This window comes from uncultured Psychrobacter sp. (genome assembly GCF_947495825.1).
In the GTDB taxonomy this organism is placed as follows: domain Bacteria; phylum Pseudomonadota; class Gammaproteobacteria; order Pseudomonadales; family Moraxellaceae; genus Psychrobacter.
The window spans coordinates 75,405-92,513 of the sequence record NZ_CANMAH010000004.1; the positions used below are offsets into that span (position 1 = coordinate 75,405).

Genomic DNA, 17,109 nt, shown 5'->3' on the forward strand with positions numbered 1-17,109 from the left:
TATATAATTAGGCAGTATCAAGTATTCATAGCTGTCTTTTAATATGTCTTATTTACCCTCTCCTAAAAACCTTGAAGGAAAAATCATGAAAAAAGTCCTAGTTTCAACTACTATGCTTGTATCACTAATATTGGCTGGATGCATGACAACAGGAACCAATACGGGCACTGCGATGGGTACAGCCAATGAAATCGGTATGAACGTATTTAAAGCTGCCATTGACAATCAATGCCGTAGTCAAATTGAAAACCAAAGTGCTTGGCGTATTGCGAGCGCAGCTATGACTGAGACTCAAGAAGAAGCGGTGAAAAGTAAGGTCTGCGGCTGCGTGAGCGAGCAAGCGCCCCAACATGTGACAGTGGTGGAGCTGGGTAATGCGGCAATTGATGCCGAATACCGAACCAAACTGGTCACACGCGTGGTTGCCAAATCATTGCAGTCTTGCTACGCAAGCTTCACTCAATAAATTATCCATTTATTTAAGCAAAAAACCCAATGTGCTCTATAAATAAGCACTTTGGGTATTGGCAATTACTAGCGTTTAACTTCTCTAGCGTCTGTTACTTCTAACGTCTATTCTGTTTAGCTTTTATTGTCTAGTACTTATCAGCATCTGTAATTACCCCGTCATTGCCTAGAGAGGCTCCCATAGGCAAGACCCTAGACGGACGGAAATATTTAGAATGGCTACTGATAATGTCGTTCACACCATCGATTAAATCTTCGATTACATCATCATAGATACCATGATGCAGCTCAGTCTCAAACGCAGTAAAGGGATGCTTTCGCGCTGCGGCCCGCACATCTGTAATGCCTTCTTTGGTATAAAACATATTTACCGAGCCGTCACTGTTCAACACGCAATTGAGCTCACCATTATCAATCGCCATGTCAATACGTTCAGGCGTAAAAATGTAATCTTCCACATCGAGCAGCTGTTTTTCTACTTCTTTTTTGAAGATGTCTTTAATATCCATCTGTCAAATACTCCTTTGTGTTTATTGTCAATAAATTGATCATAATCATACATATAATTATGATCCAAACCTTGTCTTATTTTTCATATTATAAGATGTCCACTTTGTTTTTAAGACAAAAAATGTAATTGTGCGTTTGCAGTTAGTAATAGTGAAAGGCAGTCGTTGGCCTTGATATTAAAGTAGGTTCACAAATGTCAGCTTATAAAAGTCAGATGAGTTTGGATAATATAATTATCAAATAAAAATCACATAAAAAAGGTGAGCTGCAAATAGAGCAACTCACCTTTTTTATATTGGTTGACTTTAAACGTACTGATTCTTTAAAGCATCAATCAGACCCAACCTTTTTCACGAAATGACTTTAGTACTTCAATAAATACTGCCATCTCATCAGGTGTACCAAGTGTTAAGCGATTGTACCCTGTGATAGGTGGAAACTCGCGACCAACTTTGATACCACTGTCGCGCATCCTATTGATGTATGTGCGTAAGTCGCCTTTTATCTCATGGAAAATAAAGTTGGATTGTGAGGGTAAGTAGCGGAGTCCAAGCTCACCTAATGCTGCTTCAACCATTTGACGGGATTGTTTGGTCGTGCGTGAACTTAGCTTTAAAAACTCTATATCATCTAAAGTCGCAAGAGCAGCGACCGCACCTGATAAGTTGGTATTGTCTATCGACATAAACGCTTCAATGTCAGCGGTAGTTTGCGGATTGGATATGGCGTAGCCCACTCGCATACCAGCCAAGGCATATAACTTTGAGAAAGTATGAATAACAATAAGGTTGTCTGACAACCCTTGTTTTATCCATTCAAACCCACTCTCAAAGGTTGGGTCTGTCACGTACTCTAAGTAAGCTTGATCCAACAAAAAATAATGGTTATCCGGTGCACTGCTTATCCATGTTTTAAGCTTAGCTGTTGAAGTAATAGTCCCTGTTGGATTATTAGGATTGCAAAGGTAAAGTAAACTTATACCGTCAAACTCATCAGCGGCTTTTTGTAGATTTTGAAGGTCTAAATCGTAATTTTCGGCTGTTAAAGGTACTTTGACTACCGAGGCTCCAATAGAGTTTGCATACATCTCTGCACAATCAAACGTTGGCACGGGAATCACCATTTGAAACTGCCTGCCCTCCTCTAACGCTTTATGTTGCAGCATTTGTATGGTAGCGCGAATATTTTCAGTCGAGCCATTACCTAACGAGACTTGGTTTTCTGCCACGCTATGCATGGTGGCGATTTTGCCGATGAGTGCAGCACGTGGATTGTCTGGATAACGAAAACCTGCACTTAAAGAGTCTGTAATGGCTTGTTTGGCAGAATCTGACATGCCGAGCGAGTTCTCGTTCGCGTTTAACTCTAAAAATTTATTATTATGCATAGGGACGATACGCCTAAATGTCAGTGAAAAATAAAATGAAATATAATGTCTGATCTCATATTAAGTGGCATTTAGTATGATTACAAGTTTTCTAAACCCCAAACATTAGTTATTAGTTATGTTTAATAAAAACCTTTATGTTTTCAATAACTTAATAACCAATAAAAAAGGATGAATTGCAAATATGCAACTCACCCTTTAAAAGTTCAATAAAACGGATACTAACTACAATTCAGATAACCGATTAGATTAAATGCGCTTTTAACTCAAGCACTTTATCTCTGGTCTTCGCTGCTTCCTCAAACTTTAGGTCTCGTGACATTTGTTGCATTTGCTTCTCTAAACGCTTGATTTCTTTAGCTAGTAGATCAGGACTACGCAAAATACTAATATCGACATCGGGTAGATTGCTTTTGACAGGAATAACTTGATTGTCATTGACATCTAAACTCTCACCTGTATCGATCTTATCTGTGATACTACGTCGTGCGCCTTTTGGCGTGATATTATGCTCAATATTAAAGGCGATCTGCTTATCACGGCGACGATCCGTTTCATCTATCGCCGCTTGCATACTTGGCGTAATACGATCGGCATAGAGAATCGCTTTACCATTTAAATGACGCGCTGCACGACCAATAGTCTGAATAAGCGAGCGCTCAGAGCGCAAAAAGCCTTCTTTATCGGCATCAAATATCGCCACCAACGACACCTCAGGCATATCTAAACCTTCACGCAACAAGTTAATACCGACCAACACATCGTGCACACCAGTACGCAGCTCATGGATGATCTGCATACGTTCAACCGTGTCAATATCGGAGTGTAGATAAGCGACTTTGATATCATACTCTTTAAGGTAACTGGTCAAGTCTTCTGCCATGCGTTTGGTCAATGTCGTAATCAGTACGCGTTCGTCTTTTTCACGGCGCTTGATAATCTCCGATAGCACATCATCGACTTGCGTGAGTACAGGACGAATCTCAATCTCTGGATCAATCAAACCAGTCGGACGCACCACTTGTTCTACCACTTGCTCGCTGTGTTCGAGCTCATACTGCGCAGGCGTAGCACTCACATAAATAGTCTTGGGCTTAATACGCTCCCACTCTTCAAACTTCATCGGACGGTTATTCATCGCGCTTGGCAGACGAAAACCATAATTGACCAAGTTTTCTTTACGCGATCTATCGCCTTTATACATCGCCCCAATCTGCGATACCGTCACATGCGACTCATCGAGGAATAGTAATGCATCCTCTGGGATATAATCAAACAGTGTCGGCGGCGCCTCTCCTGATGGACGACCAGAGAGATGCTGCGAGTAGTTTTCGATACCGTTACAGTAGCCCAACTGCTGAATCATCTCTAGATCATATTGCGTGCGCTCTTTGAGGCGCTGCGCTTCAACCAATTTATTATTGTCGCGGAAATACTCAAGCCGCGGCTCAAGCTCTTCGCGAATAGTTTCGCTGGCGGCCTCAAGGCGGTTGCGCGGTGTCACATAATGTGACTTTGGATAAATGGTAATACGCGGTACGCTGCGCACGGTTTTACCCGTTAAAGGGTCAAACCATGTGATTTTTTCTACTTCGTCGTCAAACAAATGGATACGCACAGCAAGCTGCTCGGACTCCGCAGGATAAATATCCAAAAGCTCACCGCGCAGACGATAGGTACCACGGCCAAAATCCAGCTCATTACGGGTATATTGCATCTCAACCAAACGCTTAATCGTCGCAGTACGATCTATACGGTCGCCAACCACGACATGTAGCAGCATTTTTAGGTAACTCTCAGGGTCACCTAGACCGTAGATACAAGAGACTGATGCAACAATAATTGCATCACGGCGCTCAAGCAGCGCTCGTGTCGCTGACAGACGCATCTGATCGATATGATCGTTGATGGCACTGTCTTTTTCGATAAAGGTATCGCTGGCTGCGACATAAGCTTCCGGCTGATAATAGTCATAATAACTGACAAAGTACTCAACTGCATTATTGGGAAAAAACGCTTTAAATTCACCATATAACTGAGCAGCTAAGGTTTTATTGTGAGCCATAATAATAGTTGGACGTTGGCACTCAGCAATGACCTTGGCCATGGTATAAGTCTTACCAGAACCCGTCACCCCAAGAAGCAACTGCTCATCCATTCCCTTATTGACACCATTGACCAGTTTCTCAATCGCTTGCGGCTGATCGCCTGCTGGCTCAAAATCGGTGACCATCTCAAAGGCACGACTCGATATTTGCGTTCCAGACGCATTGACACCAACGATTTCAGCTTCGCCTTGGAGCTGAGTGGCCAATTGGTTTAACTGACGCGACGAGCGCGGTTCAGGCATTCGCATAATGGCTTTCTTCCTCGTTAAGTTTAAAATGATATGGGGGTCAAACCGCTCTTTTTAAAGGACAATAGCAGGCTTTACCCTGAGATATAAATGTCAAAATTCATATCCAATGATGCTTGCCATAATGCTCATTACACTGCTCAAATTTACAAAGCTTTTCACGATTAACAAAGTCGTTACACGACCACCTAATAAAGCATAACGCTTGAGGGTTCAAACATTAATGTAAACTGCTATCATCGTCTATGAATTGACTAGCAACACTTAAGCGACACGTTAGTTTTTTAATCAAACGTTATGGTTTTTAGACTTCCTTTAAATAAAATATAGAAACTAGCGTTAAACAGCTGTTTAAGAAATATATTAATAAAGAACAATTCATCTTAAAATTTCTAAACTCAATAAAATAACTTTAAATAACGGAGTAAAATATGAGAGAACGTTACGCAAGCGGTATTACTGATGAGACAGCAGAAAAAATGGTCGATTTGCTAAACTCTAACCTAGCAAATCTAATTGATTTGAGTATGGACAGTAAACAGTGCCACTGGAATCTACAAGGTACTGGCTTTATTGGTGTGCATCAATTATTAGACGACACCTATGAGCGTTTGACAGAAGCCTATGACACGATAGCCGAGCGCATTGTTATCCTTGGTGGTAAAGCAAATGGTATCTCAAAACGTGTCGTAGAAGACTCTGTATTAGAGACTTATCCTACTGATATTACCGAAGTTGATCAGCATGTTCGTGAGCTTACCAACCGTTATAAGACGATCGCTGAAGAGCTGCGTAAAGCTATTGATTCAGCTGGAGAAGCTGGCGATGAAGATACAGCGGACTTATTTACTGAAGTTAGCCGTATTATCGATAAAGATGCTTGGTTCATTGGTGCCAACGCACCAAAAAAATAATATTTAGCATATAGATATTGTCTTAAAGACAAAAGGGTCACTTTAAATAAGTGACCCTTTTTTTATACTTATCTGTTTTTTTATACTTATCTGCCCAATGTTAGAGATTTACCAATTTCCCATTTATTATGAAGCATTAAGAGGCGTTATCACTCGTTGTAAACCTTTCAGAAATATCAAACGGCCTCACTACTCTCTAAACTTAAAACCTTAGCGTCAGGTACTGATAAGGTTAAAATAGCCTCTTGGAACAATGGGTTGGCTCGGAATTGATTTTCGATAGCTTCAAACTTACGAGCCAGGTGTTCTTCGCGTTGATTGCCTGCAATATCTACTGCTGCCACCATAAATATCTTTTTGGGACCGACCCATTCCAAATGTAAATACGACACGCTATCGACATCTGGATGTTCAAGTAGTTTGCCTAACACATAACGATGCATTTTATCAGAGACTTTATGCCCTACTAAAAAATCACGGTTACGACTGATTAAGAATATGGCGACTGCGCCCAACAGCAAACCAACAATGATAGAGCCTAGTGCATCCCAAAATGGCTGACCAGTATAAGCGTGCATACCCATCGCAGCAGCAGCGACAAGCAAACCGATCACAGCTGCCAAGTCTTCAAAGAACACGCCGCGTAGCGTTGGGTTCGACGTATCGACAACATAACCAATCGCACTGACATCAATCGCTTCACCATGTTTTTTGCTTTGCAGATAAGCCTGTACTAATGAAAACCCTTCAAGTACAAAAGCGATCGCTAAGATAATAAAACCAATGGTATAGTTGGTCTCACTCTCCGCTGCATTCCACTCAGTGATACCTGTGTAAATAGAAACAATAGAGCCTGCCATAAAAACACCAAAAGCAGCAATCATCGACCAGACATACGACTCTTTACCATAGCCCAAAGGATGACTTCTATCAGCAGGTTTCACTGCTTTTTTTTCAGCGACAATCAATAGCGTCCCATTGCCAGCATCTGCCCAAGAATGCGCTGATTCCGCTATCATCGATGCAGAACCAGTCATAAATGCGGCCACCGTCTTAGCAATAGCGATAATAAGATTTGCCCCAACTGCGATCAATACTGTCGTCAGCGAACTTGAAGACTTATGCTCAGATGCAAGAGTATTATCATCAGACTTCCCAACACTGCGCGTGCGCGTACTTGCTATGTTGGGATCATCAGTAGAATGGGATTGTAGGTTGGTATTGGGCGGCTCTAAACTCATACTAAACTCTATAAAACGTTACGTGATAAGGCATGTACACTTTATTAAAGCCATGCTGTTTATGGAAGATAACGACTTAGCTTAAAATAAGTGCTTTAAAATATCAGTAGCTTTTTAGTGAGTCATGTCAGAGAGTTATGGTTTTTATATGATTAAATTTTACCTTGTTCAGGCTTACTATTGGTTGTGTCTGCTGATTTTCCAATCATTTCATCGATATCGCAACTCGGACGGTTTGAGCTGTCCATACGTAGATTTTTACGTGCCAGACCGGCATCAAAACGACATTGTTGCATGGCGTTTTTGATGTCAAGCGGTGGAACTGGATTAGGTTTGCCATTATCATCGATAGCAACCATTGTGAAATAGCAGCTATTGGTATGCCGGATAGTACGTGCGCGCACATCTTCGGCCTCAACGCGAATACCAACCTCCATCGAGGTGGTGCCCACATAGTTGACACTTGCAGCAAATGTGACTAGCTCACCCACATAGATGGGCTCACGGAACATCACTTGGTCGACAGATAGCGTCACTACATAACTACCGCTATAACGGCTGGCGCAAGCATAGGCAACTTGGTCAAGCATTTTGAGCAAATCACCGCCATGCACATTACCGATGAAATTTGCCATATCGGGCGTCATAAGTACCGACATATATAATTCATGATTTAGAGGTGCTTTTTTGGCTGTGGATGAGGTGTTTAGTTGTGGCATAGTCTTCCCATTTCGCTATGAGCAGTTAAAAGTGATGTAAGTATTTGGCATTAGTGTAACGCAAACCACCTGTTTTATGACAGCCCTTAACCTCATAACACTGTTTAACTTAATAACATTTATCACATGGTGCCAAATCAGTCTCCCATCCCCTATTAACCGTCGAGACAGCACAATATCAGCATGCTACAATGCTAAAAGCAAGGTTATAAGCGCTAATATAAAGGGTAGTACGTTCTTTATTTAACATGCTTTTATCTTGTATTGACAATAATTACAACACCATACAACTAGTCTCGATCATCCAGTTTCCCTTCCAGTTAAAAAGGATCTCTTATGAGTGAACTGCAATTGTCTGACCGCGTCAATAGCATCAAACCATCACCGACTCTAGCAATTACCAATAAAGCCAAAGAGCTAAAAGCGTCTGGCAAAGACATCATCGGCCTTGGCGCTGGCGAACCTGATTTTGATACGCCAGAGCACATCAAAAAGGCAGCCATTGATGCAATCAATGACGGTTTTACCAAATACACCGCTGTCGATGGGACACCAGAGCTCAAAAAAGCCATCATCGAGAAGTTCAAGCGCGATAACGACATCAGCTATGAGCCAAATGAAATCCTAGTCTCAGTCGGTGGTAAGCAGTCTTTCTTTAACCTTGCCCAAGCCTTTATCAACCCAGGCGACGAAGTCATTATCCCAGCACCATACTGGGTCAGCTACCCTGACATGGTCATCATCGCAGACGGCAAACCTGTCATCGTCGAATGTCCAGCAGCGCAGAACTTCAAGATTACAGCTGAACAGCTAGAAGATGCCATCACGGCCAAAACCAAACTGTTGGTGCTAAACAGCCCCTCTAACCCAACGGGTATGATATATACCTTAGATGAGCTAAAAGCCATCGCTGACGTATTAAAAAAGCATCCACAAGTCTATGTGGCCTCAGATGATATGTATGAGCACATACGCTGGACAGGTGAGAAGTTCTACAATATCTTAAACGCTGCACCCGAGCTAAAAGAGCGCGCCATCATCCTAAACGGCGTCTCAAAAGCCTATGCCATGACAGGCTGGCGCATCGGCTACGCTGGCGGCCCAGCAAAACTCATCGGCGCGATGAAAAAAGTACAGTCACAGTCTACTTCATGCCCGACGTCAATCAGCCAAGTGGCTGCCGAAGCTGCTATTAGCGGTGACCAGAGCGTACTTGCGCCAATGGTAGAAGCCTTTGAGAAGCGTTGTGACTTGGTCGTTGATGGTCTAAATGCCATTAAAGGCATCAATTGCCTGCGTCCTGATGGTGCATTTTACGTCTATCCTGAAATCAAACCACTGATCAAAGCCGCTGGCCTGTCTTCATGTACAGAGTTTTCCGCATGGCTACTGGATAAAGTTGGCGTAGCGGTCGTCCCTGGCGACGCCTTTGGTCTTGGCGGCTATATGCGCATCTCTTATGCCACTGACGAAGCGACGCTAAAAGATGCACTATCACGTATCGAAAAAGCCGTGGCTGACTTAGACGTTGCTGAATAAGCAAGTCGCTAAGCAAAAAGGCATTTAAGCTAAATAGCCTGATCATTAAAAAGCAGTAAAAAAAGACGCCCCATATTTGTTATGTGGGCGTTTTTTTATGACGGTTTTTGATAAAAAAGCTCTCTTTTCTCATTGAAATGACAATCTTTGCAATTTATGCAAAAAAAGGCTTGACGTATTTTTTATCTTTGCTAGAATACGCCCCACTTAGCAAGAACTCATTAGAGGCTTTCTAAGTCTTGTTGTCACGTATTATGTACGTACAGCCTATTCTCCAATAGCTCAGTTGGTAGAGCAACGGACTGTTAATCCGTGTGTCCCTGGTTCGAGCCCAGGTTGGAGAGCCACATTTTAGTTGTAAAAATTTGAATTATTTTTAATTCAATTATGGCATTTGCCAAAACCCTCATCGATTTGATGAGGGTTTTTTTATGGATAACATAGATACAATGCTATGTTTATACTTTTATAGTTGAGTCAAATGGCTCATGGAAACTGACGAATATGTCGTACGGCACACCCTAAATCTTACTAAAACAGAAATTTTTATAAATAACTCAAGATTAATGATTTATTTGGTTGACAGGCCGCAGCTACTTGGCTAAAATGTGCCCCACATAACGCAAACGAGCTTAGTGCTTGCTATGTCAGACACGTACAGTAGGTTTGCCGTTATCACAGCTTATTCTCCAATAGCTCAGTTGGTAGAGCAACGGACTGTTAATCCGTGTGTCCCTGGTTCGAGCCCAGGTTGGAGAGCCATATACTAAAAACCTTCATCTATTATTGATGAAGGTTTTTTTATGGTTGCTATTTTTACTACTGTAGTGTTTTTTATAGTGATTTTGTTGTATGGTAAGTAGTATTGATAACTGTTTGTTTATGACGGCTATCTACAATATTTATAAGTAACTACTCTACGCCTTGATTGCAACTGAATAGCTACTATCATTCTCGTTGAAGTTCTTTGTTTTTAGTCACTAAAAGTAATGGTTTATTATGATACCTGTACGCATAAAAAATAAGTTCTCTGCTCATCCGCAAAAAATCATGCGCCCAGTCAGCATTCGTCTTTCTGAAGAGATGATTGAGCTGCTAGAGGCAACCTCGTCAGAGCTTGGATTCAAACGTATTCAAGGGCTAATCCGCTTGTATATTCGTCAAGGTCTTGACCGTGATCATCAAGACTATACTCTAGCGCATGATGAAGTTTTTATCGAAACTCTGCGTAAGCGCGGTGTCAGCCAACGTATCATTGATGAAGCGATTGTGGTCACTCACAATAATAATATTACGCATCCGTTGACTGAGCTACAAAACGACGATTAACGCTGACGTCTTTATTAAGTTAACTGCTGCTACTGATGCTTTAAGATAGCCATAAAAAAGCCAGTCGCTAAGTGACCAAGATACACTTAGCGACTGGCTTTTTTGCTCAAGGTATTCTACTTACTTTACTCTCAACAGCCTACTTGACTATCTACCTTGTCACTCTACCACTCTACACTTCTTCAACTTGTAACTTTTGCATTTATTATTCAAGCCTTTGTCTTATGCTCTTATATTATGCAAGGCATTAGTGTTAAGCATAATTTAACATAATAGCCAACGATGACTCATAATACTATTTACCAAATTGAGGTATATTGCAATTAACATCGTTTGTAGAGCTTATAAGAATAACAAGGAGGTAGATCATGACAAAGCCTTTAAAAAGCACTTGAAAGCAAATGTACCCATTTTATTACGTCATGCCAATGTCCTGCCCACACTTTATACTAAACATTTTCATCAGCACATAGGTCTTACTGTATTGCTTATTTTGTCTGTAGCGACAACTGCCTTATTGAGTAGCTGCTCACAACCGCAAACCGACCCAAGTAAGCAGACTATACCTACGAACTCTGACCAATGGCAGAAAAAGCTGGGAGATACGTTTGAGCAACTGTCAGAGAGTGACAGACAGCTTCTTAGCCGCTATATGCTACGGATGAAGCTTAGCGGTGCCTATGAGTCTGGTGCCATGCCGCGCATAACGATTAAGCAGGCGCTAATACAGCAGCGCGAATACGAGCGTCTGCACCCCAACAATCCAACTGGCAAAAAAAGTCCTGTTGCGGTCAGCCAGCAGATAAATGCTATAAATACGTCGACTTACCCTCTTGCCTTATTGCCTGTCAAAAGCAGCGATAGTGACAGCTTAAACCAGGTAAAGCTGCAGTTTATGCTATCCAATCATGGCTCGGTGCCTATTGAGAGCTTTAAGGGCACTTTGCTTATGAAAGATGCAAAACTGACAGAAGGTAAAAAATTCAATGTTCCGCCCACGCAGTTTAAACCAGCCATTAAGCCTGAACAGTCAGGTAAAATCGTCATTGAAAGTAGTATTGAGGACGTTAATGTCATGCGTGCGATTAGGAACGCACAAGATGTCACGATAGAGATTAGTGAGGGTGTTCTACATTTAACGGATGGTCAGCAGATTGAGTTTTGAGATGCTCTTATCTAATGTTAAGGTACTCTTCTGGAGTCAACAGCACTATAGTCAGTCATAAATAAAACAAGTACAAAGATTATAACTATATAAAAAACAGCCATAAAAAAAGGCCCCAATCATTGACTGATTGGGGCCTTTTGAATTTGGCGGAGACGGAGAGATTCGAACTCTCGAAGGGCTATGAACCCTTGCCGGTTTTCAAGACCGGTGCATTCAACCGCTCTGCCACGTCTCCATTGGTGCATCATTATATAGATATCATTTCATATTGCAAGCACATATCTAAAATAAATTAAATTATTTTATTCCTCGGTGTTTTTTAATGAATGCCTGCTTGCTAGAAGCCAGATGCAAACACATATCAAGCAATCTATTGGCATAGCCCCACTCGTTATCGTACCAAGCAAAAACCTTGTATTGCTCACCTACTTGCATAAGCTGCTGACCATCGATAATAAGTGATTCTGTTTGATGAATAAAGTCACTTGAAACCAGAGGTTCATCAGTATAAGCCATAATATCTAGTAAATGCGCTTGACTGGCGGTCTTGAGTACTTCGCGTATGTCGTCGATGCTGATATCTGCTGCATTAAACACGAAAGTTACATCGATTGCTGCAACATCGATGGTGGGTACTCGAATAGAATGTCCATTAATCTTACCCGCCATCGCTGGCAGCACGCGTTCTGTCGCTGCAATACTACTAGATGTTGTAGGAATGATATTATGACCAGAAGCTCGTGCGCGTCTTGGATCACGATGTGCTTGATCAAGTACTGTTTGATCAGCCGTGACAGCATGAATCTCTGTCATCATTGCTGACTTAACGCCAAAGGCTTTATCAAGTGTATCGATCAGCGGCACTAAGGCTTGTGTGGTACAAGATACGCTGGAGACAATCGGTAGCTCACTCGTCAGTAGCTCGGTATTGACGCCCATGACGATACAAGCATCAACATTATCGAAAGGCGCAGCACCGATGATAACTTGCTGAGCACCTGCTTCTATATGCAAATTTGCCTGACTATAAGAGCGAAAATGTCCCGTACATTCTAGGACTATATCGATACCAAGCGTCTGCCAAGGCAACTGCTTTGGGTCAGGCTCTGAGAGCATACGAATACAATAAATGTATTTATTCTTGGTCAGGCATAACTGAGTTTCACCATACTCATCAGCCACGCTCTCTACTATATCCGCATCGACGCCAAGACGGCTTAAACGTCCGTGCGTACTGTCAAACTTCAATAAGTGTAATAAAATATCAGCAGGTGCCAAATCATTAATCGCCACTACATGAATGGCTCGTCCAAGCACCTCAAACCGCTCTAGCAAGGCGCGCAGCACATTACGCCCGATACGCCCAAAACCGTTAATAGCAATCCTTAGAGGCTGAGTGTGCTCGCTCGTAGCATGAAACGCAGCTACTGGGTCGGAGGTCAGTTGATAATTGGCACTAGAAAAATCCGGCATAACAAAGTATCGCTATAAATGTAGGAGATGATGTAGGAGCAAAAATAGCAAGCCTATGGTGTAATAAAAATTAGGGCCAATCGAATGGTATTGTAATCAATGCTTTGTTTCAGACTCTCGTAAATGGGCTTGATTTTTACACTGCCATTATCGTTAAAATCATTGGGGTTATTAGCCACTTTAATCGCCACATAAGCATTGCCTACCGCCATCATCACATCGTCATCAGGACGCAGATGATCGCAAGCCAAGCTTGGGTCTTGGCGTTTAAGATCACTAATATGGCGCATAATCGTTGACTGCGCAAGCTCACGCGTCTGAGCGATATCAGCGATGGATAGGCTCTCTTCTAATAGTAGCCGTGTCGCAAGCAAAGTACTCTGCGACTTATCTGAGACTTGATTGCCAAGTTTTTGTTTCTTATCTTGTTGTGCTTGTTGCTGCTCACGGCGTTTTTTTTGTAAGTTAGCATAGGCATCAATCACCGACTTGCTCAAGGTACCGCCTGACTTTAAAATGAATTTCTCATGCGCCTGCTTCATGCTTTCTTCATCGAGCATCGCATAATTAGCATCGGCTTCATCAGATAGTACCAAAAATCTTTTGTCTGCACCGCGTGCTAGCGGATCAAGTTGTAAGCTCATATCATTCATACCCAGCAGTTGCAGACCTGCCAGCGACTTTAACCGTGACAATGCTACATAGCCTTGCCCAAGCTCAAAGGTACGCGACAAATCAATCTCAGCGGCATCAAGAGTCATGCCTTGCGACTTATGAATGGTAATCGCCCACGCCAAGCATAGTGGTACTTGATTGTAGCTTGCCAGCACATCTCCCGTTTCATCTTCGATGATCCACTCTTCAGGCTCAGCGATGACTTCACGACCAGAATTTAGTCTCACCACAGGCATTTTTTGCGTGGTGGTTTTTTTAGTTTTGGGTTGATCAGCATCTTTTTTCTTGCTGTTTTTGGTTTTTTGTTTAGTATCCTTAGTAGTATCAGCCTCACTGTTGCTACTGTTGTCATCATCTTCAATCAGCGTATCACTACTGTCTTTACTGTCATCGACTTTGACAGCGGCAAAACCAATCAACTCACCCATCGTGCCATTCGAGACGCCAAGTTCAGTATTGTTTTTGATAAACATCACCTTAGCGCCAACTTTAAGAATCAGCTCATCTTGAGTACGCACGGTCTTTTTTAACGTCTCAACCAACTTGTTATCGCCCGTAGAGGTAGCTTCAAAGCGCATCATTTCACCATCTAAGGCTGCCAGCTCTTTGTCATTGATTTTGTTAACGTTGAGATTATGCGTATAAAGACGAGTACGCTTAATATCGACGTTTTGATCATAGGTGGCTTCAAGCGCAGCAATGGCTTCAAAGGTCACTTCTTGCCGACGGATTTGATTCAAAATATCGTCCAAATCAAGACCGCCATTAGCCGCCTCACTTACTTGTCGATGCTGCTCTGACAGATAGCAAATATGAAACTTAGCATCAAGCCAAGCCTCGGACATAAAAGCAAACTTCTCACGATTGCTCTCGCCCTTACTGCCAATCGGCGGCAGCTGAAAAAAGTCCCCTGCGACGACGACCTGAATACCACCAAACGCTTTTTCGTTTTTGCGCACATGCTTGAGAACTTGATTGACCAAATTGAGCTGCTTGGCATGCAGCATCGAGATTTCATCAATAATTAGTACCGCTGTATCTTTTAACCTATCTGCCAAAAACTGCTTGCGTGATAAATTGGTTAAATCTCGATCCGTCAGCTCATCTTTGATACCGATACCCGACCAGCTATGAATGGTGGTACCGCTCATGTGCGTGGCCGCAATGCCCGTACTTGCCGTAACCGCTACTGGTACACGGCGCGCGCGCAAATAATCGATATATTGGTTGAGCGTATAAGTCTTACCTGAGCCTGCTGAGCCGGTCAAAAAGACGTTTTGACCTGTTTTTAGGATATCAAGAGCAGAAGATTGACGCATATATCTAAACCAATTAAGTGAACAATGAGAAAAAAGCATAAGCAATAAAGCCACCGACTACGCACCCATACTTTACGCACGTATAGTTGAGGCAACTTAAAGAAAATAAGCAGGTCTGCATATAAAGAGTACACTTCGCATACTAGGCAAAACTAAAGCCAATATGACTGATAAGCGCTGTGAAGATAGTAGCTTACATCATTTGGCAACAATTATAACAGCTACGCCAGTTTTGCGAACCATTTTAATCTTCATCGCTTACATAACTTAAAGTTATATGATGCAAAATATATCATTATAAAAAGTCATTATTCCTCTGGTTTAAAGCTAAGTACGATAGAGTGAGTAATTAGTCAGGGAGACTAGTTATGAAACACGTAAGTATATATTTTTTATAATATTTTATAAAACAATAAATAAACTTCCATGTGATACCCCTTTCAAACAACATAACAAGGAGTCGTTAATGTTATACGCCTACCCTAATACTGAAGACAGTCCTGTCCAATTCCGCGAAAAATATGACAACTTTATTAATGGTGAGTGGGTTGCTCCCGTTGATGGTGAATATTTTGACAATCCAAGCCCTGTCGATGGCAAAGTCATCTGCCAAGTCGCTCGCTCAAAAGAAGCAGATATCGAAAAAGCGCTCGATGCCGCTCATGCTGCCAAAGACGCTTGGGGCAAAACCAGTGTCGCTGAACGTGCGAACCTACTACTCAAAATCGCTGATAAGATGGAAGCCAATCTAGAGGCTATCGCCATTGCCGAATGTTATGAAAATGGCAAGCCTGTACGTGAGACTCTCATGGCAGACATTCCACTGGCTATTGATCAATTTCGTTATTTTGCCAGTGCCATTCGTGCGCAAGAAGGTGGCATCAGTCAAATCGATGAAGACACGGTTGCTTATCATTTCCATGAGCCACTAGGCGTCGTCGGACAAATTATCCCATGGAACTTCCCTATCCTAATGGCCGTATGGAAAATTGCCCCAGCCCTTGCCGCTGGCAACTGTATCGTCATGAAGCCTGCCGAACAAACGCCAGCGTCTGTTCTGTTTATGCTTGAGACCATCGGTATCGCTGATATCTTGCCAAAAGGCGTCCTAAACATCGTCAATGGTTTTGGTGTCGAAGCAGGTAAGCCGCTCGCCTCTAACCCACGTATCAATAAAGTGGCGTTTACTGGTGAGACCACGACTGGTCGACTTATCATGCAGTATGCTAGTGAAAATATCATTCCTGTGACGCTCGAGCTTGGCGGCAAAAGCCCCAACATCTTCTTTGCTGATGTCATGGATGAAGACGACGACTTCTTAGATAAAGCAGTCGAGGGTCTAGTAATGTTTGCCCTCAACCAAGGTGAAGTCTGTACTTGTCCGTCACGCGCGTTGGTGCACGAAAGTATTTATGATGAATTTATGAAACGCTGTATCGAGCGTGTCGAAGCCATCAAAATGGGCAATCCACTAGACACTGATACCATGATAGGTGCGCAAGCCAGCTCAGATCAGTTAGAAAAAATCCTCTCTTATCTGGATATTGGTAAAAAAGAAGGCGCAAAAGTTTTAGTTGGCGGCGACCAAGCCAAACATGATGACGACTTATCAGATGGTTACTATGTTAAGCCAACTATCTTTGAAGGCACCAATGACATGCGTGTGTTCCAAGAAGAAATCTTTGGACCTGTGCTTGCCGTCACAAAGTTCAAAGACGATGACGAAGCTATGCAAATCGCCAATGATACTTTGTATGGTCTAGGCGCAGGCGTTTGGACGCGTAGTGTACACAAGGCTTACCGCTTTGGCCGTGGTATTCAGGCAGGTCGTGTATGGACCAACTGCTATCACATTTACCCGTCTCATGCTGCTTTTGGTGGTTATAAACAATCCGGTATTGGCCGTGAAAACCACTTAATGATGCTTGATCATTATCAACAAACCAAAAACATGCTGGTGTCTTACAGTCCTAAAAAAATGGGCTTCTTTTAACTCTATCTTTCAATGCAC

At 42.4% G+C, this 17,109-nt stretch carries 13 protein-coding genes and 3 tRNA genes; 8 read left to right on the forward strand and 8 right to left on the reverse strand.

Annotation, left to right across the window (positions count from 1 at the left end; genetic code table 11):
• Window positions 1-85: 85 nt before the first annotated feature.
• The gene (locus Q0895_RS05860; protein WP_299186390.1) at window positions 86-466 is read left to right on the forward strand and encodes a hypothetical protein; all 381 of its coding nucleotides are present in this window, start codon (window positions 86-88) and stop codon (window positions 464-466) included.
• A 130-nt stretch (window positions 467-596) separates the two neighbouring features.
• Here the strand turns inward: Q0895_RS05860 and Q0895_RS05865 are convergent, their stop codons facing one another.
• The 3 genes from Q0895_RS05865 to uvrB form a co-directional block, all read right to left on the reverse strand.
• Complete coding sequence (locus Q0895_RS05865) at window positions 597-977, reverse strand: hypothetical protein (RefSeq protein WP_299186393.1); 381 nt, start codon at window positions 975-977, stop codon at window positions 597-599.
• Between the two features lie 335 nt (window positions 978-1,312).
• Window positions 1,313-2,365 (reverse strand): histidinol-phosphate transaminase, encoded by a 1,053-nt coding sequence (locus Q0895_RS05870; RefSeq protein ID WP_299186396.1) that lies wholly within the window; start codon window positions 2,363-2,365, stop codon window positions 1,313-1,315.
• Between the two features lie 244 nt (window positions 2,366-2,609).
• Window positions 2,610-4,721 (reverse strand): excinuclease ABC subunit UvrB, encoded by a 2,112-nt coding sequence (gene uvrB, locus Q0895_RS05875; protein ID WP_299186399.1) that lies wholly within the window; start codon window positions 4,719-4,721, stop codon window positions 2,610-2,612.
• Between the two features lie 431 nt (window positions 4,722-5,152).
• On the opposite strand from uvrB, the gene dps reads away from it, so the two are divergent.
• A complete protein-coding gene (gene dps / locus Q0895_RS05880; RefSeq protein WP_299186400.1) occupies window positions 5,153-5,635 on the forward strand; it encodes a DNA starvation/stationary phase protection protein Dps in 483 nt (160 codons plus the stop codon).
• A 176-nt stretch (window positions 5,636-5,811) separates the two neighbouring features.
• On the opposite strand, the gene Q0895_RS05885 is transcribed toward dps, so the two are convergent.
• Window positions 5,812-6,876 (reverse strand): cation diffusion facilitator family transporter, encoded by a 1,065-nt coding sequence (locus Q0895_RS05885; RefSeq protein ID WP_299186403.1) that lies wholly within the window; start codon window positions 6,874-6,876, stop codon window positions 5,812-5,814.
• Between the two features lie 152 nt (window positions 6,877-7,028).
• Window positions 7,029-7,595 (reverse strand): acyl-CoA thioesterase, encoded by a 567-nt coding sequence (locus tag Q0895_RS05890; RefSeq protein WP_299186405.1) that lies wholly within the window; start codon window positions 7,593-7,595, stop codon window positions 7,029-7,031.
• 336 nt (window positions 7,596-7,931) lie between these two features.
• On the opposite strand from Q0895_RS05890, the gene Q0895_RS05895 reads away from it, so the two are divergent.
• The 5 genes from Q0895_RS05895 (at window position 7,932) to Q0895_RS05915 (ending at window position 11,628) form a co-directional block, all read left to right on the forward strand.
• The gene (locus Q0895_RS05895; RefSeq protein WP_299186407.1) at window positions 7,932-9,134 is read left to right on the forward strand and encodes a pyridoxal phosphate-dependent aminotransferase; all 1,203 of its coding nucleotides are present in this window, start codon (window positions 7,932-7,934) and stop codon (window positions 9,132-9,134) included.
• A 271-nt stretch (window positions 9,135-9,405) separates the two neighbouring features.
• A tRNA-Asn gene (locus Q0895_RS05900) sits at window positions 9,406-9,481 on the forward strand.
• Between the two features lie 339 nt (window positions 9,482-9,820).
• Window positions 9,821-9,896: transfer RNA gene (locus Q0895_RS05905), tRNA-Asn, on the forward strand.
• A gap of 237 nt (window positions 9,897-10,133) precedes the next feature.
• The gene (locus tag Q0895_RS05910; RefSeq protein ID WP_299186409.1) at window positions 10,134-10,463 is read left to right on the forward strand and encodes a CopG family transcriptional regulator; all 330 of its coding nucleotides are present in this window, start codon (window positions 10,134-10,136) and stop codon (window positions 10,461-10,463) included.
• 391 nt (window positions 10,464-10,854) lie between these two features.
• On the forward strand, window positions 10,855-11,628 hold the full coding sequence (locus Q0895_RS05915; RefSeq protein ID WP_299186412.1) for a hypothetical protein: 774 nt from the start codon (window positions 10,855-10,857) through the stop codon (window positions 11,626-11,628).
• Between the two features lie 147 nt (window positions 11,629-11,775).
• On the opposite strand, the gene Q0895_RS05920 is transcribed toward Q0895_RS05915, so the two are convergent.
• The 3 genes from Q0895_RS05920 to Q0895_RS05930 form a co-directional block, all read right to left on the reverse strand.
• A tRNA-Ser gene (locus tag Q0895_RS05920) sits at window positions 11,776-11,866 on the reverse strand.
• Between the two features lie 62 nt (window positions 11,867-11,928).
• Entirely contained in the window at window positions 11,929-13,104 is a 1,176-nt protein-coding gene (locus tag Q0895_RS05925) for a type I glyceraldehyde-3-phosphate dehydrogenase (RefSeq protein ID WP_299186414.1), read from the reverse strand.
• A gap of 53 nt (window positions 13,105-13,157) precedes the next feature.
• Window positions 13,158-15,098: an AAA family ATPase gene (locus Q0895_RS05930; RefSeq protein ID WP_299186417.1), complete on the reverse strand. Its 1,941-nt coding sequence runs from the start codon at window positions 15,096-15,098 to the stop codon at window positions 13,158-13,160.
• 466 nt (window positions 15,099-15,564) lie between these two features.
• On the opposite strand from Q0895_RS05930, the gene Q0895_RS05935 reads away from it, so the two are divergent.
• A complete protein-coding gene (locus Q0895_RS05935) occupies window positions 15,565-17,091 on the forward strand; it encodes an aldehyde dehydrogenase family protein (protein ID WP_299186420.1) in 1,527 nt (508 codons plus the stop codon).
• The last annotated feature ends 18 nt before the right edge of the window (window positions 17,092-17,109 follow it).